This is a genomic window from Psychrobacter proteolyticus (genome assembly GCF_039762275.1).
GTDB lineage: Bacteria > Pseudomonadota > Gammaproteobacteria > Pseudomonadales > Moraxellaceae > Psychrobacter > Psychrobacter proteolyticus_C.
Genome location: NZ_JBDLOB010000007.1, coordinates 138014 through 161961, shown reverse-complemented (window position 1 = coordinate 161961; position 23948 = coordinate 138014). Strand labels below are relative to the sequence as shown.

13 protein-coding genes and 1 pseudogene are annotated in these 23948 nt (G+C 43.2%); 4 read left to right on the top strand and 10 right to left on the bottom strand.

Annotated elements, in window-relative coordinates; translation table 11 throughout:
- Positions 1-603 (top strand): annotated as a pseudogene (locus tag ABFV72_RS11245) (DNA polymerase III subunit gamma/tau); the annotation flags it as partial.
- 233 nt (positions 604-836) lie between these two features.
- Positions 837-1736 carry a LysR family transcriptional regulator gene (locus ABFV72_RS11240; protein WP_057760292.1) on the top strand — a complete coding sequence of 300 codons (900 nt, stop codon included), beginning with the start codon at positions 837-839 and terminating at the stop codon, positions 1734-1736.
- Positions 1737-1856: 120 nt separating this feature from the next.
- On the opposite strand, the gene ABFV72_RS11235 is transcribed toward ABFV72_RS11240, so the two are convergent.
- Positions 1857-3038, bottom strand: coding sequence for an aspartate aminotransferase family protein (locus tag ABFV72_RS11235; protein ID WP_347163746.1), 1182 nt, complete (start codon positions 3036-3038; stop codon positions 1857-1859).
- A 40-nt stretch (positions 3039-3078) separates the two neighbouring features.
- A complete protein-coding gene (locus ABFV72_RS11230; protein ID WP_057760289.1) occupies positions 3079-3270 on the bottom strand; it encodes a DNA gyrase inhibitor YacG in 192 nt (63 codons plus the stop codon).
- 189 nt (positions 3271-3459) lie between these two features.
- On the opposite strand from ABFV72_RS11230, the gene ABFV72_RS11225 reads away from it, so the two are divergent.
- The gene (locus tag ABFV72_RS11225) at positions 3460-4134 is read left to right on the top strand and encodes an SAM-dependent methyltransferase (protein WP_347163744.1); all 675 of its coding nucleotides are present in this window, start codon (positions 3460-3462) and stop codon (positions 4132-4134) included.
- Between the two features lie 134 nt (positions 4135-4268).
- Here the strand turns inward: ABFV72_RS11225 and ABFV72_RS11220 are convergent, their stop codons facing one another.
- Together ABFV72_RS11220 and purD are read right to left on the bottom strand one after the other, a co-directional pair.
- The gene (locus tag ABFV72_RS11220) at positions 4269-5663 is read right to left on the bottom strand and encodes an ABC1 kinase family protein (RefSeq protein ID WP_347163743.1); all 1395 of its coding nucleotides are present in this window, start codon (positions 5661-5663) and stop codon (positions 4269-4271) included.
- A 450-nt stretch (positions 5664-6113) separates the two neighbouring features.
- Positions 6114-7430, bottom strand: a complete 1317-nt coding sequence (purD, locus tag ABFV72_RS11215) for a phosphoribosylamine--glycine ligase (protein WP_347163750.1) — start codon at positions 7428-7430, stop codon at positions 6114-6116.
- 458 nt (positions 7431-7888) lie between these two features.
- Between purD and ABFV72_RS11210 the strand changes: the two genes are divergently transcribed.
- A complete protein-coding gene (locus tag ABFV72_RS11210; protein ID WP_347163741.1) occupies positions 7889-12736 on the top strand; it encodes an NAD-glutamate dehydrogenase in 4848 nt (1615 codons plus the stop codon).
- A 115-nt stretch (positions 12737-12851) separates the two neighbouring features.
- Here the strand turns inward: ABFV72_RS11210 and ABFV72_RS11205 are convergent, their stop codons facing one another.
- The 6 genes from ABFV72_RS11205 to ABFV72_RS11180 form a co-directional block, all read right to left on the bottom strand.
- Positions 12852-16727, bottom strand: coding sequence for an AAA family ATPase (locus tag ABFV72_RS11205; RefSeq protein ID WP_347163740.1), 3876 nt, complete (start codon positions 16725-16727; stop codon positions 12852-12854).
- Between the two features lie 77 nt (positions 16728-16804).
- The gene (locus ABFV72_RS11200; RefSeq protein WP_347163739.1) at positions 16805-18427 is read right to left on the bottom strand and encodes an exonuclease SbcCD subunit D C-terminal domain-containing protein; all 1623 of its coding nucleotides are present in this window, start codon (positions 18425-18427) and stop codon (positions 16805-16807) included.
- Between the two features lie 152 nt (positions 18428-18579).
- Positions 18580-20208 carry a siroheme synthase CysG gene (cysG, locus tag ABFV72_RS11195; protein WP_347163737.1) on the bottom strand — a complete coding sequence of 543 codons (1629 nt, stop codon included), beginning with the start codon at positions 20206-20208 and terminating at the stop codon, positions 18580-18582.
- Positions 20209-20602: 394 nt separating this feature from the next.
- Entirely contained in the window at positions 20603-21241 is a 639-nt protein-coding gene (locus ABFV72_RS11190) for a phosphoadenosine phosphosulfate reductase family protein (protein WP_347163736.1), read from the bottom strand.
- A gap of 84 nt (positions 21242-21325) precedes the next feature.
- Complete coding sequence (locus tag ABFV72_RS11185) at positions 21326-21946, bottom strand: DUF934 domain-containing protein (RefSeq protein ID WP_347163735.1); 621 nt, start codon at positions 21944-21946, stop codon at positions 21326-21328.
- Positions 21939-23630: a nitrite/sulfite reductase gene (locus tag ABFV72_RS11180; protein WP_347163734.1), complete on the bottom strand. Its 1692-nt coding sequence runs from the start codon at positions 23628-23630 to the stop codon at positions 21939-21941. The genes ABFV72_RS11185 and ABFV72_RS11180 overlap by 8 nt, the downstream gene beginning before the upstream one ends.
- Between the last annotated feature and the right edge of the window lie 318 nt (positions 23631-23948).

The following is a 23948-nucleotide window of genomic DNA, read 5'->3' as shown; positions in this document are numbered from 1 at the left end:
GAACCAGTTGTTGAGCCTGAACCAGTTGTTGAGCCTGAACCAGTTGTTGAGCCTGAACCAGTTGTTGAGCCTGAACCAGTTGTTGAGCCTGAACCAGTTGTTGAGCCTGAACCAGTTGTTGAGCCTGGCGCAAATGATTCTCAGTTAACAGCACACTCTGATGAAGATCCACGCACATTGCTGCGTTGTCCACCTCAGGAACTGACAGGCGAGTGGAACCCAGAAAAGTGGGACTACTGGCTGCAAACTGCTCGTGAAAGCGAGGTATTGGCACAAGATGAGCTAGCACTAGCACGACAAGGTACAATGACTGGTCAATGTAATGGTAAAGCCACGTTTTTGACCAGTGTTGATAGTAAGCATTTGCAGGTCACTTTTCAGCAATTGGCAGCTAAGCTACAACAGCAATTTACGCAAGCTGACATTGACTTGAAAATTGATAGTAGTATCATGCAGACCGAAGATAAAACCCCAGAGCGCCGACAGAAGAAACGTTTAGAGCAAGCGAAAACCGTTGCTGAAACGAAATTACTAAAAACACCAGTAATGCAGTATTTAACTGAACGCGGTGAGGGGAAAATGGGTAAAGTACAGCTGTATTGAGATTTTAGAGCAGTGTTTGCTCAAAGTATCTAAAAGTATATTTATATATTGAACGTAGTTTTATATTAAATATCAAGGTGATAGCAATATATCACCTTGATATTTTTGTTTTTATTACGGGTCAAAATATATTTATCAAACAAGAGAGAACCATTTGATAACGATAAGATGAATGCAAAGTCGTTATAATGGTTAAGTTATATTAAAAACTGAAATGACGTTTAGGTGAGAATATGTTGGATAATTTACGCGGTATGGCTGTGTTCGCCAGTGTGGTCGGACATGGCTCTTTTAGTGGCTCAGCACGTGAGCTAGGTATTACAACCAGTGCAGTCAGTCAGCAAATTCGTTCATTAGAGAACGAGCTTGGTGTGGTATTGCTACATCGCTCAACTCGTAAGCTAAGCTTAACAGAAGCTGGTGAGAGCTTTTATGAAGCGGCAAAAGATGTCGTCAGTGCAGCGGAGCAAGGGCGTATCAAAGTTAATCAATTGCGTGATGAGCTAGCAGGTAGCTTGCGTGTATCGACGACTCCTGAGCTTGGTGTTAATCACATACTGCCAGCACTCTCTACTTGGATGGCGGCACATGATGATTTAAGTGTCACTTATCTAGCTGACAATCATTATATTGATATGATTGACGAGCGTATTGATATTGCCATTCGCATGAGCCCATCGATTAATGATTCTAGTTTGAGCAGTCATCCATTGACCGATGTGCGCCAATTACTGGTTGCCTCACCTCAGTATTTGCGTCAGCACAGTAAGCTAAATACGCCTAAAGATTTGGCTGAGCATCAATTAATCTGTATTGAAATCATGAAAGACGCCAATCAGATCGATATGATTCAGACTGAAACTGGTAAGAAGACGCGTGTCAAAATGAACTCACGTATCTATACCAATAACGTATTCATGGCAACGACGTTGGCTAAAGAAGGTCATGGTTTGGTTAGAATGTTAGAAATGGACGTCAAAAAAGAGCTTGAGAGTGGAGAGTTGGTAGAAGTGTTGACTGGCTATCAATTACCGAGCTTTGTGCTATATGCGGTCACTTTGAACCGTGACCAACAGCCAGCCAAAATAACTCGTTGCCTAGAAGTACTGAAAAAATACTTCCATGCAAATTAAGTGTTGTTCTCACTACGCACAAAACGTTTTTAGTTAGCAGTAAGTAGTTAGCAAAAAGCCTATAGATAATGAATCATCTATAGGCTTTTTTGTTGTCTGTTATTAACATTGAAGCATGCTTTAAAATGATGGCTTCAACAGATTGATTAAACGTTCAGCGACCTGTGTGCTTTCATCACGGCTCATGTTAAGTGGTGGTAGCAAACGTACAACATGACCACCCGTCACATTAATGATCAGCTTTTGCTCATCACGGGCACGATCCACCAGTTGGCTACAATCCATATCTTCAGGTAGCGCGATACCAATCATCATACCTGCACCGCGACTACTAACGCCATGTTGGCCAAATGTATCAACGATACTTTCTCTAATGAATAAACCCTCAGTCACTGCGTTTTCCATGATATTACTATTTTCTAGCACGTCGTATACGCTATGTACCACACGGCTGGCCAATGGCGTACCACCATAAGTAGACCCATGGCTACCAGCACCAAACAGACCATTGGCACGGCCGCGTACCATGCACGCACCGACTGGGAAGCCATTACCTAGACCTTTGGCTGTCGTCAACACATCAGGACGAGCATTGCTGTGTTGATAAGCAAAGTATTTACCCGTACGGCCATTACCTGTTTGCACTTCATCCAGCATAAATAACCAGTTATGAGCGTCACATTCCGCTTGTAACTCTTCAAGATAAGTGAAGCCATTGGCTGCAGTATTCAAGCCACCTTCGCCTTGGATTGGCTCTACAAAGATAGCGCAGATATCATCATGTTCTTGGGCAGCTTGTTTGATAGCGTCGATATCGCCAAATGGCACACGAATAAAGTCCTCATCTAGCGTATAAAACCCTTCACGTGCTTTTGGATTTGCAGTAGCTGACAAAGATAATAACGTACGACCATGGAACGACTGCTCCATTACGATAACTTTTGGACGTTTAAAACCTTGCTTGTACGCGTATAAACGTGCCAGTTTCAATGCAGCTTCATTGGCTTCGGCGCCGCTATTGGCAAAAAACACACTGTCCATTTGGGCGGCGGTACATAGTATCTCTCCAGCACGCTCTTGCCAGTCAATGCCGAACAAGTTGCTTGTATGAATTAACGTACCTGCTTGCTGCTGAATCGCGTCAGTGACTTGTGGATGACAGTGTCCTAAGCCGCATACCGCGATACCAGTCAAGGCATCTAAGTAAGGCGTGTCATCTTTGGTATAGAGCCAACTGCCTGCACCGCGTGTAAAGCTGATTGGTTGACGATTATAAGTGGGCATCAGGTAAGTAGCAGACATGTAAAGCATCCTTGGTATAATAATTGAGTAAAAGTGTGGATTATAGCTCGTCAGAAAAAGGCGTGGTTTCTGCAGGTAAGGTGTAATCTTCGTTTGCCCAAGCACCTAAGTCGATCAGCTTGCAGCGACTGCTACAAAACGGCTTGTATTTATTGTCTTGCCAGGCCGTCTGAGTACCGCAACGTGGGCAAGGGTAGGTCTTTGGGGGCGTGTTTGCAGTAGAGTCAGTCATAAGAAAAGAGCAATGTCCTAAATGTTATTAGTATTGGTTGCATATGGCACAAGCATAAAACGCATCCGTCATTTAAATTACGACGAAACGAGGCGTACTTGCTATCGCTGTATTACTATTCAATTGGATTGACTATATAATAGCATGGGCCCGAATAATGACAAAAGACAAATGCTTTAAGGATAGTAGATGACCGACAATATTGATCTCACGCATCAGCAAGAGCGTGCCTTTCAACCACAAAAACTGTCAGCACCGCGTGACTTTATTATTCCAAATATCATCAATGACAATAAAGATGAAAAACCGTTAATGCTAGAAATTGGAGCAGGGAAGGGTAAGCATGCACTTAGCTTTTCAGCGCAAAATACTGATAAGCATCTGATAGCCATTGAACGCACACGTAATAAATTTGAAGCATTTTCAAAATTAGCCACTTTACAAAATCTATCAAATTTAGACGCGATTCATGCGGATGCGATTGCATGGACAGTGCATGCAATCAAACCAAATAGCTTGGCTAAAATCTTCATTCTTTATCCCAATCCTGAACAGCACAATCCAAATCAGCAATGGCTGAACATGCCTTTTTTTGAGTTTCTACTATCACGCTTGCAGGTGGGCGGAGAAGTGATATTAGTCACTAATATCGAATCCTATATGGACAATGCAGAACACCAAGCCACCAAAGTATGGTGTCTACCATCAACACGTTCTCGAGTACCAGCGACCAGTCAGCGCACTCATTTCGAAGTAAAATATCTTGCACGACAAGAAGTGTGTTGGGAGCTAAGTATTCGTAAGCCGAAGTGGTATAAAACAAGATTTGATGATTGGCAGGTAAGTGCTATAAGCGAAAAATAATAGCCTAAGTAAATATAGGACTTATATCAGTTATACACAGTAAAGTTAGTAATATTAAATATAAAATAGCCTAAGCAAATAAAATCAAAACATTGAAAAGCCGTCACTAAAGGACGGCCAAAAACTTGCCCGATTTATAGATAAGGTTTTACAAGGCTATTAGAGTTGGTATGCGCATCTAAAACAGTCAAAAAGGTATATGCACCGATAAACTTGCGGCTGATAAACATAAATTCTTTTGGTGGTAAGTTAAATTCAAAGGACTGCATTGCACGTGTGGCCGTAGTGGATAGGCGTGAATGTAATTTACTGTTGGCCCAAATATAGCGATTCTGCTCATCCAAACATTCACTAGGGATATTAGCGTTTTTCTCAGGGTCACTAAAAGGCTCTGTAGCCAATAAAAATAACGAGGCAATATCTGAACGTACTTTATTACTCATGCTATCGAAAAAGTCATATCCTTTCATAGCAAGGCTCATTGCTTGCTGATCATGGCGATATCCCGCGCGTAGTAGACCACGAGCAATCGTTAATAAGTTGCCATCAAACTGACGAATTGCTCCAAAATCTAGCAAAACCAATCTATCGATATCTTCTCCGTTTTCGCTCACACGCACCAGATAATTACCAAAGTTGGGATCTGTCTGCATCTCACCCCATACAAAAATCTCTTGCATCATGATTTCAATGGCCGCTTGACCAATGGCATTTCGGCGTTCATGAGGTAATAGCTGCAATGCTTCCGAGACCACAGTGATACCTGGCTCATATGACATACATAGCAGACGCTTTTTAGAATAAGTGCGATTGATCTTAGGCACGATATAGCGCGGATCATCGATTAAACGCTCGTAAAAACGCTCTGTCGTAGCCGCTTCCGCTTCATAATCGACTTCGTGATGAAGTAAGTCACGTATTTCCTCAAACCAAGCATCGAGTGCGCGAGTTTGGGGAACGATATTACTTACTTTTAACAATCGTTTAAACAAGGCAAGGTCAGAGTTGATAGCGTCTGCCACACCTGGATATTGAATTTTTAAGACGACTTGTTCGCCAGTGGCGAGTACGGTCGCACGATGAACTTGAGCAAGAGAAGCAGTTCCGATGGGGACAGGATCAATGTCTAGCTCGTTTAGTTTGTTGCCCAGTAGCTGGCGTAATGTTTGCTCAATCGTTGGCCAAGTCAATGTTGCCGTATCATCATTAAGGGTTTGCAAAGCGCGCGTGATCTCTGGCGGCAGTATATGCTCACCATAAATCGCTAGCATTTGACCAATCTTGACGACCGAACCTTTCAATTTACCCAGCTCTGATGCCAGATAATTTGCCTGAGTTTCCATAAACGCCTGATTACGTGCAGTACGTGCTTCTTTATTTAAGAACATACCAGACACGCTATTACCCGCCCAACGACGACCAATATTCAAAGAAGTTTTTGCAATCGACATACGACGATCAAACCCTGAGGTTTTTAGGCTATCGATTGATTGCTTGTTGCTAAAAGGTTTAGACGTATCATTTGCCATAAGTATAATCATTCATCCAATTGGTATTGATTTGCGGGTTCGAAACCTACAATACAAGGGAGACGTGATGCACAGGTACAAAATTGTATCATATAAAGCGCGTTAGTTTTATGAGCCTGAGCTGGCCATTGATGGTTACTTTGTAAGCTAATATCTAATGATAACTATTGAGAAATAGGTGCTTACCAACTTGAGTATGATTAATAAATAGCTAGATTTTTTTAGCAAGTTCACTGACTATTAAAATTTAGTGAAATCTATTTATAGCCAATAGGTCAGTATCAAAAAGATAATAAAAAATAAGACCTAGCATGATGCTAGGTCAAATAATGATGTAGAGCTATAAAATATAGAAATACTATTAATCAAACATATTGAGCGAAACCTTCGCACTATCTAAAACACACTGCCCAAGACATTACTCAATATTTTTTTAGTATGCCTTATCTGCTAAGCATTTTCGCGAGTGATGGCATGGTGACCAATATCACGACGGTACTGAGCACCATCGAAACTGATAGCAGCGGTGACTGCTAATGCGGCTTGCTGAGCATCAGAAATGCTATCTGCTAGCGCAGTCACACATAATACACGCCCGCCGTTTGTAACGACTTCTTTATCATTATCGTTAGAAAATGCTGTGCCAGCATGGAAAACTTTCACAGCATTGTCGTTGTTAGGATCTAGTTCTGGCAAACCAGCAATCACATCACCTTTAGATGAAGTTTCAGGGTAGCCTTTTGATGCGACAACGATACCTAGAGCAGGGCGCGCATCCCATTTTGCTTCACTAGGTAACTGACCTGCCAAACCTTGTGCGACCAAATCGACCATTGATGACTGCAAGCGCATTAAGATAGGTTGCGTTTCTGGATCACCAAAACGGCAGTTAAATTCGATGACATACGGGTCGCCTGCCTTATCAATCATAAGACCAGCGTATAAGAATCCAGTATAAGGGTGGCCTGCGTTTTTCATGGCATCGACTACTGGTTGAATCACTTGCTGCATGACTTTGTTATGAACATCGCTCGTAACAACTGGAGCAGGGGAGTAGGCACCCATACCGCCAGTGTTTGGACCAGTATCACCTTCAAAAGCACGTTTGTGATCTTGGCTGGTTGCCATTGGCAAGATATTATCACCATCAATCATACAGATAAAGCTGGCTTCTTCACCCTGTAAGAACTGCTCGATAACCACGCGGCTGCCAGCATCACCGAACTTGTTGTCCGCTAACATATCGTCGATAGCTTCATGTGCTTGTTCGATCGTTTCAGCAACGATCACGCCTTTACCTGCAGCAAGACCATCTGCTTTGATAACGATAGGTGCGCCTTGCTCATCGACATAGGCTTTTGCAGCGACTGCGTCAGTAAAACCTTGATAAGCAGCGGTTGGGATATTGTTTTGCTCCATGAACTCTTTAGCAAAAGTTTTTGAGCCTTCTAACTGTGCACAGTACGCTGTTGGGCCCCATGCTTTGATACCTGCATCACGACAAGCATCAACAATGCCTGTGACCAAAGGCGCTTCTGGACCAACAATTACCATGTCGATATCATTATTTTGACAAAAGACGATAACAGCACTATGCTCGCCTGCGTCAGCGTCGGTAGACTCTAGCGTAACGTTTTGGCATTTAGGCTCAAGGGCGGTGCCAGCATTACCAGGAGCGATGTAGACATTTTTTACATTGTCATCTTTTGCACATTGCCATGCCAATGCGTGTTCGCGACCACCTGAGCCAACCACCAAAATATTCATCATACCTTTTGCCCTTAGCATTAAAGTTAATAGTGAGCGAGTCGTACGCTCTTAAATATGTTGGCATATTCTAACAAAAAAACGCCTTCAATTACCATGAGTATCCGCCTGCCAGCACTGAATCATCCATATCGATGTCTAAAAATGCATTGTCTCATTAGTAAAGGTTATCGACACATCGCTGATTCATGAAATGATGTTGTACACTTTAGCTCGCGCCTTATGTGCGTTACACTTCACTATATTGGTAGTATTAAATTCTGATGGCTACATATTAATAAAAAATAAGAGCAAAAAAGGAGAAAATTTCTAACTGTTATAAAAATAAAATAAGTCGCGTGAATGGAAATACTGCACCGTTGCACCAATGATGAATATGCAGTAACAGTAGTCAATCTAAATCGATAAACTTAAATAAATAAATGTTAAACCAAATCTATAAAAAAAGGACGCAGGAAATGCCAAACTCCCTCAGTATCGCAAAAGAGCGCATTAGCCAGATAAGCGATATTGCTACCAGTTATGTACAAAAAGACAAATCGCTATTTGATCATTTTATTCATAGCTATTATCAGCCGCTGCATCAAGAAACTGCAGAGGCGATTAGTAATGCTGACTTGGCGGGCATGGCGCTACATCACTTTACACTACTCAAAGCTTACGACGGCAGCAAGCCGCAGCTGACAGTACTAAACCCAGCAGCAGAAGAGCAGCACTTTCACAGCTCGCACACTGTCATTCAAATCGCAGCTTATGATAGACCATTCTTAGTTGATACGATTTTGATGAGCCTAGAAGCTGAAGGTATCGATGTTCATCGTACTTACAACATTATTATCAGTGTTGAGCGTGATGACAATGGTGATATTACCCATATCGAAGGCGCACATGAAAGTGCCACTTCACATATGTCATTGATTCATTGTGAAATTGCTTACCAAGACAACGAAGACTTGGAAGCGCTGCAAAGAATGCTGATGTCAAAAATTGACACGCTTGATACGGTCGTTGGCGACTGGAAACAGATGCGTGCGCAGTTAAATGACATCAAAACTGAGCTTTCAACTAAGCCACTACCAGAAGTATTCTATTCACAACAAGAAATCCAAGCATTTTTAGATTGGATCTTAGACGATCACTTCATATTCTTAGGGTATCGTGAATACCGCTTAGAAGGCGGTCAGTCTATCGAAGTGACTTCTGAGCCGACCGATTTAGATTTATTTGCGATTGGTAACAGTGGACTTGGTCTACTACGTGGTTCTGAGAAAGACAAGCTATCAGAAAGCTTTAGCCAACTACCTAAAGGGTTAAAGCAATTGTTGACTGAGCCACGCGTGTTGATGCTGTCTAAATCAAGCCGTGTATCACCTGTGCATCGTTCAGTATATATGGACTTTTTGGGCATTCATAAGTTCGATGATAACGGTAACCTAATTGGTGAATACCGCTTTATCGGTTTGCTTACGTCACAAGCCTATCAGCTGACTGTACAGCAAATACCGCTATTGCGCGAAAAAGCCAATAAAATTATGGCGATGGCAGACTTGCCACGTGACGGTCATGCTCATCACAAGATGATGCATGTGATTAATACCTTGCCACGTGATGATTTGTTCCAAGCCAGCGTCGAAGAGCTATATCCAATTGTTTCGGGCATTACTCAACTACAAGACAAGAAGAGCTTACGTCTATTTAGCCGTATTGACCATTATCAGCGTTTTGTCTCGTGCTTGGTTTATATCCCACGTGATAAGTTCAACACCGAGCTACGCATTAAAGTACAAAATGTCCTAAAAGACGCCTATAACGGTATGTCTTCAGGGTTTACCACTGAATTTAATGAATCTGCGCATGCTCGTGTGCACGTCCACGTACGTACCGTGCCTGGTCAAGTAAATGACGTCAATATCGCCACACTTGAAGCCAAATTATCAGCACTCATGCAATCATGGGATGATAATTATCAAAAGATGCTACTCGACAATGTGGGTGAGCAACAAGCCAATGCTTTAAATCGTCGCTTCTTAAACTATATCCCTGCTGCCTACCAAGAGCGTTTTGATGCTCGTACCGCAGTCGAAGATACGAAACGTTTGGCAGGACTGACCGCAGAGCAACCAATGCTTTGGCATTTATACCAGTCGACAGGCGATGCACGTAACCAGCTCCACCTAAAGCTATATGGTCGCGAGCAGCCGGTTATCTTGTCAAAAGTATTACCAATACTTGAAAACTTTGGTGTGTCAGTTATCTCAGCACAGACTTATGAGTTTGACTTGCCAGAGCAACCTATCTGGATGCAAGAGTATGAGTTGACCCTAGAGCATGTCGATACGGTCAATATGCAAGTCGTGCGTGGTCAGTTCGAAGACAGCCTAAAACAAATCTGGGCAGGTCGCGTTGAAAGCGATTCATTTAATGAATTAGTACTAACGACCAAGCTCGATACTTATGATGTCGTCGTATTGCGTGCATTGTCTCGCTATATGCTGCAAGCACGTGCCCCATTCTCTAGTGCTTATATTCAGCAAACCGTGGTCAAAAACAGTGATATCAGCGTCGCGTTAGGTAGTTTATTTGATGCGCGCATGAATCCTGAATATAGTGATGAGACGCGCCAAGAAAAAACAACGAAAATTCAAGAGCAAATCACTGCTGCGCTAGCAGATGTAGATAGCTTGGATGAAGATCGTATCTTGCGCTGGTACTTAGATTTGATCAATGCGATGGTACGTACCAACTTCTATCAAGTGGATAGTGATGGTCAACGCAAAGATCGTCTGTCATTTAAATTCTTGGCAGCAGACATTCCAAACTTGCCTAAACCAAAGCCAATGTTTGAAATATTTGTGTATTCACCACGCGTCGAAGCTGTACACTTACGTGGCGGCAAAGTCGCTCGCGGTGGTCTGCGCTGGTCAGATCGTATGGAAGATTTCCGTACTGAAGTACTCGGCCTTGTCAAAGCACAGATGGTCAAAAACGCAGTAATCGTCCCTGTAGGCTCTAAAGGCGGATTTATTGTCAAAACCAAGAGTATGGCTGATGGTCGTGAGGCGTTCCAAGCAGAAGGTATCGCCTGCTATCAGACATTCTTACGCGGCATGCTTGATGTCACAGACAATATCGTAGATGGCAACATCGTCCCGCCAGCCAACACGGTACGTCATGATGAAGACGACCCGTACTTGGTTGTTGCGGCAGACAAAGGTACAGCTACCTTCTCTGATATAGCCAATGCGTTAGCAGCAGAGTACAACTTCTGGCTAGATGATGCCTTTGCATCAGGTGGCTCAGTAGGCTATGACCATAAAGCAATGGGTATCACAGCGCGCGGTGGTTGGGAGTCAGTCAAACGTCACTTCCGTATGCGCGGTATGGACATCCAAAACCGTGACGACTTTACCGTTGTCGGTATTGGTGACATGAGTGGGGATGTATTCGGTAATGGTATGCTGCTATCAACGCATACCAAGCTAGTGGCTGCCTTTAACCATTTACATATCTTTATTGATCCTAATCCAGATACAGCGGCTTCATACGCTGAGCGCGCACGCTTGTTTGAATTACCACGCTCATCATGGGCAGATTATGAAGCATCATTAATCAGCCAAGGTGGTGGTATATTCTCACGCCAAGACAAGACCATCGCTATCAGCCCTGAGATGAAGTCGCTCTTTGATATCAGTGAAGACAGCCTTGCACCGAATGATTTGATCAGTGCGTTACTACGAGCACCTGTCGATCTGATCTGGAATGGTGGTATCGGGACTTATGTCAAAAGTGCAAACGAAACGCACGCTGACGTGGGCGACCGTGCGAATGACTCGCTGCGTATCGATGGTAATGAGCTACGCGCAGCCGTCGTTGGTGAAGGTGGTAACTTAGGTCTAACTCAGCAAGGTCGTATCGAGTACGCTCAAACGGGTGGACGTATCTATACAGATGCAATCGATAACTCAGGCGGTGTTAACTGTTCGGATCATGAAGTCAATATCAAAATCCTACTTGGCAAAGTGGTCGAGCAAGGCGATATGACGCTGAAGCAACGTAATGAGCTGCTTGAGAGTATGACTGACACCGTAGCAGAATTGGTACTACGTCAAAACTACTTGCAACCACAAGCGATCGAGCTGAGCCATATCCGCGCAGCAGCTAATCTGAGTGATCATCAGCGCTTTATTCAGATGCTAGAGAGTGAAGGGCGTCTGGATCGTGCGATTGAGTATCTACCATCAGATGAAGAGATTACGAAGCGTCAAAAAGTGGATACTGGTCTGACCAATCCTGAGCTGGCAGTGGTCTTGGCCTATGGCAAAATGTGGGTTTATGACAATCTACTACTATCTGACTTACCAGATGATCCGTACTTTATCAATGAGCTACGTAAGTACTTCCCAGATGAGCTTGCGTCACGCTTCTTTGATGAGATGACTGAGCACCGTTTGCATCGCGAGATCATCAGTACTTACTTGACCAACAGTGTGGTCAATCGCTTAGGTATTGAAGCGCTATTCCGTCTCTTTGAGGAAACCGATCAATCACTAGCCACTATCGTACGTGGTTATGCGATTAGCCGTGATGTATTCAACGTATCGCGCGCTTGGAAAGCACTGGAAGCTCTAGACAATCAAGTTGAGGCGACGTTACTGCTGAACCTTGAGCTACGTCTACGTGACTCACTTGAGCGCGGTGTGGTTTGGTTTATCAATGCCTTCGGTCAAAATCTGCAAGTCGCTGATATGATTAGCCGCTTTAGTGAAAGTGTGGAAAAACTGACGAAGCCAAGTGGCTTTATCGAGCAGCAGTTTGCACAATATTTGCAAGAAGATACCAAGCGCTTGATGCAAAAAGAGCTGTCTGATAATGACGCTACGCTATTTGCGATGCTACCGTACCATGTCGATGCGCTTGATGCTGCGTTGCTTGCTGAGCAATACGAGCGTCCTGTTGATGAGATTGCAACATTATACTTTGAAGCTTATCAAGTATTGCAGTTAGACTGGATGATGGAAAATATTGCGAACCTACCACAGCAAGACTACTGGGATCGCCGTGCACGTCATGCGTTAGTGAACGAGCTGTCACGCAGCTTGCGCTTATTGATGGATGCGGTACTCTCAAAACCAGATGCTAAGCAAGCATTTAGTGAATGGAGAGCAAGACACGTCGATCAGCTTGCAGCAGTCACCACAGAGATGAATAAGTTGGATGAGCTACATAGCAACGATGAAGAAGGTCAAATCGGTCTTTCAACGTTGTCAGTATTGATGAGTGAGCTTAGTGGTTTAGTTACTAAGTAGTATCAATTCTAAACTGTCGCACAAAAGACCACCGTTCTTCAGGTTCGGTGGTTTTTTATTGTCTAAACGAAATGGTTTAAGTGAAAGTATTAAGTAGTAAAGTGATTAGCCTAACTTATGATACTTTTTCACTGACGACTTTATGACACCCTTGACCACTAATTCGGCTAAATCCGCCCGAGAGCTTTTCGACCTTGATTTGGGTTAAAATGCGATCTTTTAGCGCCTGAACATGGGATATCACCCCGATTAATTTACTTTCTTGCTGTAGATTGGTCAGCGTATCAAGCGCAATGTCTAAAGATTCCTCATCCAAGGTTCCAAACCCTTCATCCAAAAATAGCGAATCTACACGTATATTTTGACTGGCCATTTGCGACAGTCCCAATGCTAATGCTAGGCTAATGATAAAACCTTCGCCGCCTGAAAGATTTTTAGTACTGCGAATTTCACCACCTTGATAGTCATCCATTACATTTAACTCAAGTGGGTTACTGTCATCACGAACCAATAGGTAGCGATTGCTCATCTTTTGCAGCTGCGTATTAGCATGGCTAATCATAATGTCAAAGGTTAGCCCTTGGGCAAAGGTACGGAACTTTTTGCCATCAGATGAGCCAATCAATTTGTGCAGTTGTTGCCAAACTTGCAGTTTATCCTTTTGTATAGTGATGGCATCAAGCTGCGCCTGTTGAGTGTTTTTCTTATCTTCATTGTCCTTTAGACGCTGACTGATTGCACCGATTGACTCAATTCGTTTATTAAATTCATCTTGGGCTTGTGATTGCTGTTGGGTAAGCGTTTCTTTATCATCTGTTGTCAGTGGATTGGCTTGTTTATCTGCAAGTGTTTTTTGTGTTTCTTCTAATAAAGACTGCGCTTGTTTTAGCGCATAATCGATATGCTGTTGCTGCTGTCTGAGTGTGTTGCGTTCATCAATTGGCAGGCGTGCATTAGTAAAATCTATTTCATCAGCGAAATCAGAAGTAGCAAGTATTAACTTAAAGCTATCCTCTTGAGTATTGAGTGTTCCCTGTACTATGGTCACTTGCTCAGTCACGTGACGCTGCTTATCAAGCAATTGACTAAGTATGTGTTCAGCATTGTCTAGCTGTCTTTGCGTAGAGGTCTGCGTGGTTTTAGCCTGATCTAACGCATCACGCAAACGCTTTTCTTCTGCTTCAGGATCTTTATCAGCTAAGACGTCATCTCTGTTTGTTTTTAATTTCTTAAGCGAGTCCGATTTTTCAGCCGCGAGTTGAACTAGTTTAACAAGCTCATTTTCTTCTTTATCGAGTTGAGACTGCTTGGTCTCAATTTGTGTTTCTAGTCGACCGAGTGATGTCTTTAGGGTTTGTTGATCCTCTCTATAGTCATTGAACTGTTTCTTGATTTCTAAAAGGGAACTGTGACATTGGCGCAGAGTATTGATTTGCGCCTGAGCGTCCACATTGCTTAGTACGGTTTGATTTTCAATGCTGGTTATCAGCGGTTGTAATGATTGCAGTGAAAAACGTATCGCCGTTTTTGTGCCTGACTGATTTTTGTCAGCGGAATATTTATTTAACAGGGCTAATATATCGGTTTTGAGCACGGTCAATTCAGAAAAGTTATCAAGATATTTTTTGTCTAAGTTTTCTATAGCCCATGCTATTTTTTCACTATTGCTCTCAATCTCGTTAATAGTGCTGGTTAGCTCACGCTGCTCCTTGTCTAACGCTTCGATGTCGTTACGCATCGTAGAGAGCGACTCGCTAAGCGTTTCATATTGAGTTAACGTATTTTTAAGAGATTCTTTACGCTTACCTAGCTCGATTTTGCTACTGTCTAATAACGATAGTGTATCTATATGCGTATCTATATGCGCCAGCAGTTTTAATGTTTCAGCAATAACTTGAGAATAACCTTTATTGATTAATAAACTGACCAGCTGGTCGATATCTATCTTCAACTTTTGTATTTGGTGATTTAGCAAGCCTTGTTGCTCTTCCTGCTGCGCAAACTGCTGTCGTACAGTTGCCTGAGTAATACGATGTTTAGATAAAGTATCTTCTAAATTGGATATAGTCGTATCCAGCTCTGCTATTTTCCGCTGAGTTTGCGTTGCTTCCGTTTCTTGCGCTAAGTGCGGATGGTCTTCACTATAAGGATGCTCTAACGCACCGCAAAGCGGGCAAGGATGACCCTCTTTTAGGTCAGCGATATAGTCTTCTAATTTAGCGACTTTTTGTAGTAAATGCAGCTGGGTTTGTTTGTCTTGACGCTTTTCTTTGGCAGCGCCGAGCGCCGATTCATTATCAGCGATTAAGCCTGCCAGCTTCTTGAGGTCGTTACTCATTACTGGCAAGGTAGCAACTATTTTCTTTACTTGTACACTAAGCTCATCAAGCTGTTTTGTCTTAACGCTCACTTGGTCAAGTTGACGGTTGATATCATCAATCTGCTCTTGCTCATCTCGCATATCAGCCAATGACTGCACTTGGGTTAATGCTGCTTGCTCTTGTTGTAAAGCGGCCAATTTATCCTGTATAGACAATATGGTGGTGTCTTTTGTCTTTTTCTGTTGATTTAAGCCGTCAAGATTGGCGCGATACTGGTGGATCTGCTGCTGCTGGCTTGTTTTATCATCTGATAGGGCGGTATTCTCTTGCAATACTACTTTTAGTCGGCCGCAATGGCTTTTAAAATTTGCTATGTCACTATCAATATTGCTTAATTCATGGGCGTCATTAAGATAGCTTTCGACACTTGCGAGCTGGGTTTTATTTTGTGCAGCCTGTTGTTTATGGTTGTCTATCTCTTTATTTAGATGTTGAGTGCTGCCCGTTAGAGTTTGCTGTCTTTGCTCAATATCTTTTAAGATATGCGTGTTCTGCGCAATCTCCACATCGAGTTTACGCGCCTGCGCAATATTGGGTAGAGCCGTTTGCAAAGCTTCGTGAGTAGCTTGTGTATGAGTTTTCGCTGTCTCTAGATGTGTGGTTGCTTGTTCTAAATCATTTTGTTTTTGCGGTAAGATGCTACTGATCTGCTGCTGTTCTTCTTGCAAGCGTTTTAGGTTATCGCGACTATGGACAAGTTGGCTGAACTGACTATCGATTTCTAGTGCTTTATTAGCAGCGGTTAAGCGTTTGGCATTAGGGATAAAGTCTTGCTGAGCCTGCTGAGCCTGATCTAGATCATTTTCATAAGTATTCAGTTTCTCTTTTGACTCTGTCACGCTATCTAGCCACTTTATCTTTTCAGCCAAGTCTTGAATGGTCTGTTGCTGTTCACTTTGGGTACTTTGATATGACTGTAAATCGGCTTTTAACTGATTTTCTTTATCGGTATCTAAAAACATCAAGCCATCTAAACCGTATTGCAGTTTGCTGAGAATTTCTTCTTCGGTACGTTTTTTATCATGAACCTGTGTTGAGATAGTCGCGTAAATATCAGTGCCCGTAATTTTTTCTAAAATATCTGCGCGTTCATCAGCCTTTGCCTTCAGAAATGCTGAAAAACTGCCCTGAGCCAGTAATATAGAGCGAGTAAATTGCTGAAAATCCATCCGAGTCAGTTCAATAATCTTGTTTTTGGTATGCTTTAAGGTGCTCTCTAACAGCTCATCCTCTTTTGACGAGTCATCAACGTTTATCTTAGCGATTTCATGAGTCGCATCTTGTAGATTACCGTCTGCTTTGTTGTAAGCACGGCGCTGTCCCCAGCGGCAGCGATACTGCTCGCCATTTAAGTCAATCACTACTTCAGCGAAACACTCTGCCGTCTGCCTAGTCATCACTTCATTGCTGCTCTTACTGATGCTATTAATCCTTGGCGTCTCGCCATATAGCGCTAAGCAAATAGCATCCAATATGGTGGTCTTGCCAGCGCCTGTTTGCCCAGTGATAGCAAAGATGCCTTCATTGGTAAAGGCAGTATCAGCAAAATCAATATGCCATTCGCCTTTTAGGGAGTTGAGGTTTTTTAGTCTGAGTTCGATTAGGCGCATGGATAATTCTTAATATTAGTAGTAATAGCCGCAACTGCGAAAAATTTAGGAAGTGTTGTTATGATATGTCGCTTATATCATTCCGCCTGTTTGTCTTCATGACGTAAGTTATAAAGTATCTGACCATAGGCATCGCGCAATGAGTCTTTTTGAGAATCAGCCACATCATTTATCGTCAAGCAGCGCTCAAACACTTCCATCTCATTTAAGTCCTGCAAGTTCTCAGAGGTTTGCTGCTGATTGAGGACTTTGTTATAAGTACGAGTGTTTTTTATCTTAAGCACTTCATATGGCACCCCTTCCACCATTGCTTGCACTTGCTCACGCAAATCACTGACAATCTCATCCCCTGTATAGACAACCTCTAGCCAAATAGAGTCCGATTGCGTAAGCGCTCTAATGGTTTGCTCAATCGTAATTAGGTCACCAGATATTTGCGCCAGTTGTTGAAACTTTGGAATGGGCAGGGACATTACTTGCATTTGATTAGCGTCATCGCGATGCAGTATTTTATTGCTAGTCACGGCGTCAGTAGAAGTTTCTCGAATGCTTTTATATTGCTCAGGCTGAATAGGAGTATTTTCTATGACAGTGGATTTTTTAACTTCCTCATCTTCTAATGGCTCATCAAAGCCGAACAAGTCGTCCATGAAAGGCAGTGCCTGACTCACCACTGTTTTAGCAGTTTTTTCTGCTAATTTATCTACTGATTTTTTAACTTGGGCGACTTCAATAGTAGCGGCTATATTGATGGCATGAGGAATAATACTATCAGGTACGACATTCAGCTCTGAGATGTCATTATTAAAATGTTCTGCGGCACCAAACTGTACCAGCAATACTTGCTTTTGCTGTTTGGCCTCTCCAAAACCCATAGCGATGGGTGAGCCTGAGTAGCGAATACTCTCACGACCGCCAACGCGCTGCGGCACGTGCAAATGCCCAAGTGCCACATAATCGAAGCCATCATTGAACATATCGGCAGATATTTTACCTAGTGAGCCGACATAAAGCTCGCGTACACCATCATCCTCAGTTGTTTTGCCGCCAGACGCGAATAGATGTCCTGTCGCGATGATAGGAATATATCGCTGATGCGTTTTGTTTAAGTCGGCTTGCTTAGCCTTTGCAATGTCTGCAACATTGTCATAATGCTCGCAAATACCAGCGATAACATTGGCGTCTTTGCTATCTGCAGATTCGCCAGCGCTACTGCTACGCACATCCCGATCGCGCAGATAGGGCACAGCGGCAATAATACAATGGGGGTTGTTGTCGTCATCACCCAAGACCAATACTTCGTCGTCCAAGTGATCACAAGCAGTGCCAATCACATGTACGTTCAAAAACTTAAGCACATTGCTTGGTGCGTCTAAAAATGTCGGTGAATCGTGATTGCCTGCGACAATAACCACATGCTGACAGCACGATCGTGAGACCTTACCCAAAAACTCATAATATAGCGCTTGGGCTTTATTGCTTGGGGTCATGGTATCGAAAATATCACCAGCGACGATCAATATATCTACTTTTTGCGCGCTGATGGTATCTTGTAGCCAATGCAGGAATGACTCAAATTCTTCATAGCGAAGACGCCCATATAGACGTCGCCCCAAGTGCCAGTCTGAAGTATGCAATATGGTCAAAGGTTTCATTTGCGTGGTTAAAGAGAAAGGCAAGCTAGCATCAGGTATGGGCATAAGTAGACTATAAGTATGAGCAGTAGAAAGTCTTCATTCTAGCAAGAATCGTTGCGTTTTGCGCTGTTGCCAAAAGAAAACCCTACCAATAATATACTGGTAGGGTTTTCTTTTTATTTAAAACTCATCTTTTTACAGGTTAGCAGTAAGCGCTAGTCAATAATCAGTTGCTCCAGACCGTCTCCTTGCTGCGTCGCAAGATTTGCGACCATCGATAGGGCATGAGCTTGTTGGTCTATTGGTTGTTTTACTGCTTCACCTCTTGACCCTTCACGCAACCAATTTTTAGCGATGTCATCGCTATTTTGACTGTGCTGCTGATTTTGCAAATTATACCAAGCTAAATCATGATGCAAGCTGACCACGTCGCCCATAATGAGAAGGGCAGGCGTTGGTAATTGTGCTTGTTCTTGTTTAGCAACAATCGTTGCAAGCGTACCTGTCAATACTTGCTGATTGGGCATACTCGCATTAGAGACGATAGCAATCGGCGTCTCGCTACTGCGTCCAGCGTCAACCAAGCCTTCAGTCAAACGTGCCAGCGAGTGTAGACCCATGTAAAATACGACCGTCTCATCAGTATTTAAGAAGCTTTTAAAGTTACTGTTGGGTGCACCAGCTTTCAAAAATCCCGTCACAAAACGCACTGACTGTGAATGATCACGATGAGTTAAAGGAATGCCTGCATAGCTAGCAGCGGCATTGGCAGCGGTGATACCTGGAACGACTTGATATGGCACATTCTGTGCCCGCAGGCTTTCGATCTCTTCGCCGCCACGTCCAAAGATAAACGGATCACCACCTTTTAAACGCACCACACGGCGACCTTGTTTGGCATGATTGACAAGTAGCTCATTGATGCCTAATTGCGCAACTGTATGATTGCTGCGTTTTTTACCGACAAATACTTTATCAGCGTCACGGCGGCATAAGTCTAAAACTTGCGGTGAGACTAAAGCATCATAAAACACCACATCTGCTTGTTGCATCAAACGCAAGGCTTTAAAGGTCAACAGCTCTGGATCACCCGGGCCTGCACCAACGATATAGACTTCACCGACAGGAGGTGCTTTGTTATCTGAATCATCTGATAGCGTAGGCGTTGTATTTACTGGGGTATCAGAGTGAGTTTCATCATGAATAGCAGCGGCAGTACTGTCTAAATCGGCTTGCAACTGGGCGGTAGCTTCCGTTTCATTACCGGCGAACATGAGCTGGCTGACCTGACCTTCAAATGCACGTTCCCAAAACTGACGACGCCCAGTGAGTGTGGGTATTTTGGCTTTTACTTCGCTGCGGAAGTCACCTGCCAGCTTAGCCAATTTACCATAGCCTTGCGGGATTAACGTCTCAAGACGTGCCCGTAATAGACGTGCCAATACTGGCGCTTTACCATTTGATGAGATACCAATCACGATAGGATTGCGATCGATAATGGCTGGAAAGATAAAGTCACATAAGTGCGGCGTGTCAACCACATTGACTGGAATGTTTAGCTCAGTCGCATCTGCATGAATCTGGTGGTTAAGTGTTTCATCGTCAGTCGCGGCAATGATTACCCGTGCGCCTGACATATAGGTTTTATTATAATTCTCATAGATAAATTCATGTTTGCTGTCAGTGAGCAAAGCTTGTAGCTCATGGCTGATATCAGGTGCAAGTATAGTGATACAGGCACCTGCACGGCTGAGCAAATCCGCTTTACGCAGTGCCACTTCGCCGCCGCCCACGATGAGCACTTTACGGTCTTCTAATTTAAAAAATAGCGGGAAGGTGTTCATAATGTCACCATATATTTAATTGTTTATTATAAAAGGTAGAAAAGATATCAGGAATGCCGCCATTATGAGGTATCACAGGCACACTCTCACCTAGTGAATTGGCATTAGTATATTCGTTTTTGAGATATTAATTCATATTTTAGCTAGTAATAGGAATAGCGGTAAGTTTTCGATATATAGTCAGAGAACTAGTAAAAGGCTACGGCGTTACTCTCCCTAGAGGTACTATTTGTACAATCTGCAGTCGATTGCCTTGTACCCATTTTAGATTTTTTTGACTTATAGATAGAACAGGCACAAAAAAATCCCGCTTAACGACTCTATTAAGAGCCTAGCGGGATTTTTTATTGATATAGCCATTGTTCAACAAACAATAGCTATAGTCAGCGCCTTACTATAGCTGAGTATGTAAGCCACACTCACGGCTTTCTTCTACTTTGGTTGGATCAAAGTAGTCATGCTCGTTCGGTAGGTTATTGTCTTCTAAGTACACATCTAAATCAGCATCTGTTTTTTCAAACAATGGCGCTACTTTCAATACGCCATCTTTTGACAAGCTAAGCACATCAAGACCTTGACGGAATTCAGTTTGGTCTTTACGAATGGCATTGAACCATACATCTGGCTTTAGCTCATCTAGTGCACGGCGGAATGGCTCAAGCTTTACTTGCTCAGTGAACTCATCATGCTGTGGGTTATCGATACCTGGAATACCATTCATGGTCGCGTCACGGTGTGCAGCCGTTTGCTTAGGAATGTAGGTAACAACGTTTAGGTTCAGGTCATGAATAAGCTTGTTGGCAAACTGATAAGTAGCATCAGTGTTGTAACCTGAGTCTACCCACAATACAGTGATATCAGGACGCTGTTTGGCAACCAAATGCAAAATTGCTGATTCATATGGACGGAAGTTGGTCGTGATGATTGGGTTTTTTGCTTGAGTCAGTGCCCACTCAACGATTTGCTCAGGTGACTTACCTTGCAGGTCTTGGTTGGCTTGGTCAAGATCTAGATTTGGGTGTAATTGGCTCATAATACGTTCCTTAATTGTTGTTAATATAAAAGTGTTGATTAAAAATATTGGGTATTACTATGAAATTAATAGTCAGTGCTAAAACTATGCGACTGAAGGCTCTGACGGTTGTGCAAACATCGGTAAATCTGAAGCGCTTCGACCGTCATAGCTACTAGCAAGGGCAGTAAAGGCTTGCTCAATACCAAACTTAGAATCGGCTTCTAGGTCATGCTCGCTCAATACAAAGCTATCAACGCCCACACGTAGCATATAAGCAATTTGATCGCGGCCAAACGCGCCAGCCACTCGAATCTCGCCTGTATAACCGATTTGGCGCAGCGTACGTGCAAAGCTAAAGTGACGACCATCAGCGAACTTCGGCACATCAATCACGATAAGCGCGTGCGTTGATAAGAACTCACTAAGTCCTTCTAGTGCATCAGCGTCAGTATCGGCAGTAACCCACAATCCAAGTCGGCTACTGTGCTGTACGATCAGCTCATAGACTTCTTTAATCAGACCGCCAGCCTGTGCGCCCGTAGTATCTAACAGATCAATAAGTGGCACAATGACGTCAGGTTTTTCTTGTTTTTGTAGTAGCTCAAGCAACGTAATGTTAGTCGATACGATGCTCTCTGGCAGTGCATTAGTAGTAAGTACATGCCATGTATCTTGACTGCCAATATCGACGCCATGACTGTCCAAAATATGGTGATTAGCCATAGACCTTCTCCTTAAATGGATCAATACCAACGCGCTCAACCAATTGCCCAAAGCTTTCTACATCGTTATCAGTGCTGGCACGCAGGTCAACATAGACATCAACAATCTGCTGTATGGTATTAGCAACCTCAAGAGCAGGCACAGATTTGCCTAAGATTTTGCCAAGTTTGGCATCGTCGCTAGAGTTGCCGCCAAGGCTAATCTGGTACCAATGTTCGCCTTTTTTATCGACACCCAAGATACCAATATCGCCTGTATGATGGTGCGCACAAGCATTGATACAGCCAGACATGTTCAGGCGAATCTCACCCAAGTCATATAGATAGTCTAGGTCATCGAACTGTTTTTCGATTTGTTCAGCGATGTTGTGCGTCGTTGCATTGGCAAGCGAGCAGTAATCCCAACCTGGGCAGACAATCATATCCGTTAGGGTATTGATGTTTGCGCGCGCTAAATGCAACTCTGATAGCTGCTGCCATAACTCATAAAGTTTATTGGTCTGCACATCAGCAAATACTAGATTCTGCTGATAAGTACCACGCAGCTCACCAAAGCTATATTTGTCGGACAGGTCAGCCAGAGCATCCATTTGTGATTCACTGACATCACCGGATGGTACATATTTGCCATCGACCAAACCTGCCTTAAGAGAAATAACCACGGCACGATAGCCAGCTATTTTGTGCGCTACGGTGTTTTGGTTATACCAATTGGCAAAGTCTTTATCAGCGTTTAGTTGCTGTTGTAGCTCAGACTGTACTTGTAGCGCATCGAATGAGACATAATCAGGCTCACTAAAGAAGCCAGTCGCGGTTGCAAAGTTCTCATCAGTCAAGGTAAGCGGACCATCTTTGGTATGAGCTTCCCACTCAGCATTGACCAATTTGGCAAACGCTGGACCGCCCATGCTTTCGACCAAAATTTTGATACGTGATCTGTATTTGCTGCCTTTGTCACGGCGACCGTGCAAGTTATAGACACGCAAGATGGCGTCTAAATAACTAAGCAGATGCTGACGCGGCAAGAATTTATTGATAACTTTACCGAGGACAGGAATACGTCCAAGACCGCCACCAACCAGTACTTCAAAACCGATCTCACCTTCATCATTGGTTTTTACGTGTAGACCGACATCATGTACTTGGGTTGCCGCGCGGTCATCATTGGTACCGATCACAGCAATCTTAAATTTACGCGGCAAAAAAGCAAACTCAGGATGGAAGGTTGACCACTGACGAATAATTTCACAATAAGGACGTGGGTCAGCGATTTCTTCTTTATGGATACCAGCATATGGATCGGTGGTGGTATTACGAATACAGTTGCCTGAGGTTTGGATGGCATGCATTTGTACTGAGGCTAATTCAGCTAGGATATCTGGCACATCTTCTAGCTTTGGCCAGTTCAGCTGGATATTGGTACGCGTCGTGAAGTGGCCATAGCCTTTATCATACTTGCGAGTAATTTCGGCCAGTTTGCGCAACTGGTAGCTGGCAAGCAAACCGTAAGGAATGGCGATACGCAACATTGGAGCATAACGCTGGATGTATAGGCCGTTTTGCAACCGCAGTGGCAAAAACTGCTCTTCTGGCAGCTCACCTGCCAAAAACCGCTCGGTTTGGTCGCGAAATTGGGCAACTCGTTCCTCTACCAAAGTCTGGTCAGCGTAATTATATTGATACATGACGTAATCTCAGTTTTGTTTTTAATCTTAAAATCAGCGACGAAAATGATTTGCGTGTGTAATAGGTTTTATTGCCGTTCGCAATGTAAATAATTCAGCTATACATCATATAAGCTTGTACCCAGAAACATAAATTCCTTTCAGACATATCCATATCCAAACACAGCATAAATTTTCATAACGAAAGTTAGGTAGCCTATGCGTAACAAATTTAATGCCCAATCGTTAGCACACTATTTATTATCTAGCTATTTATTACCTAGCGACGGCTTTCTTCTCATTTTTGTACATTTAATCGCTTTTGCATTTTTGCTCATC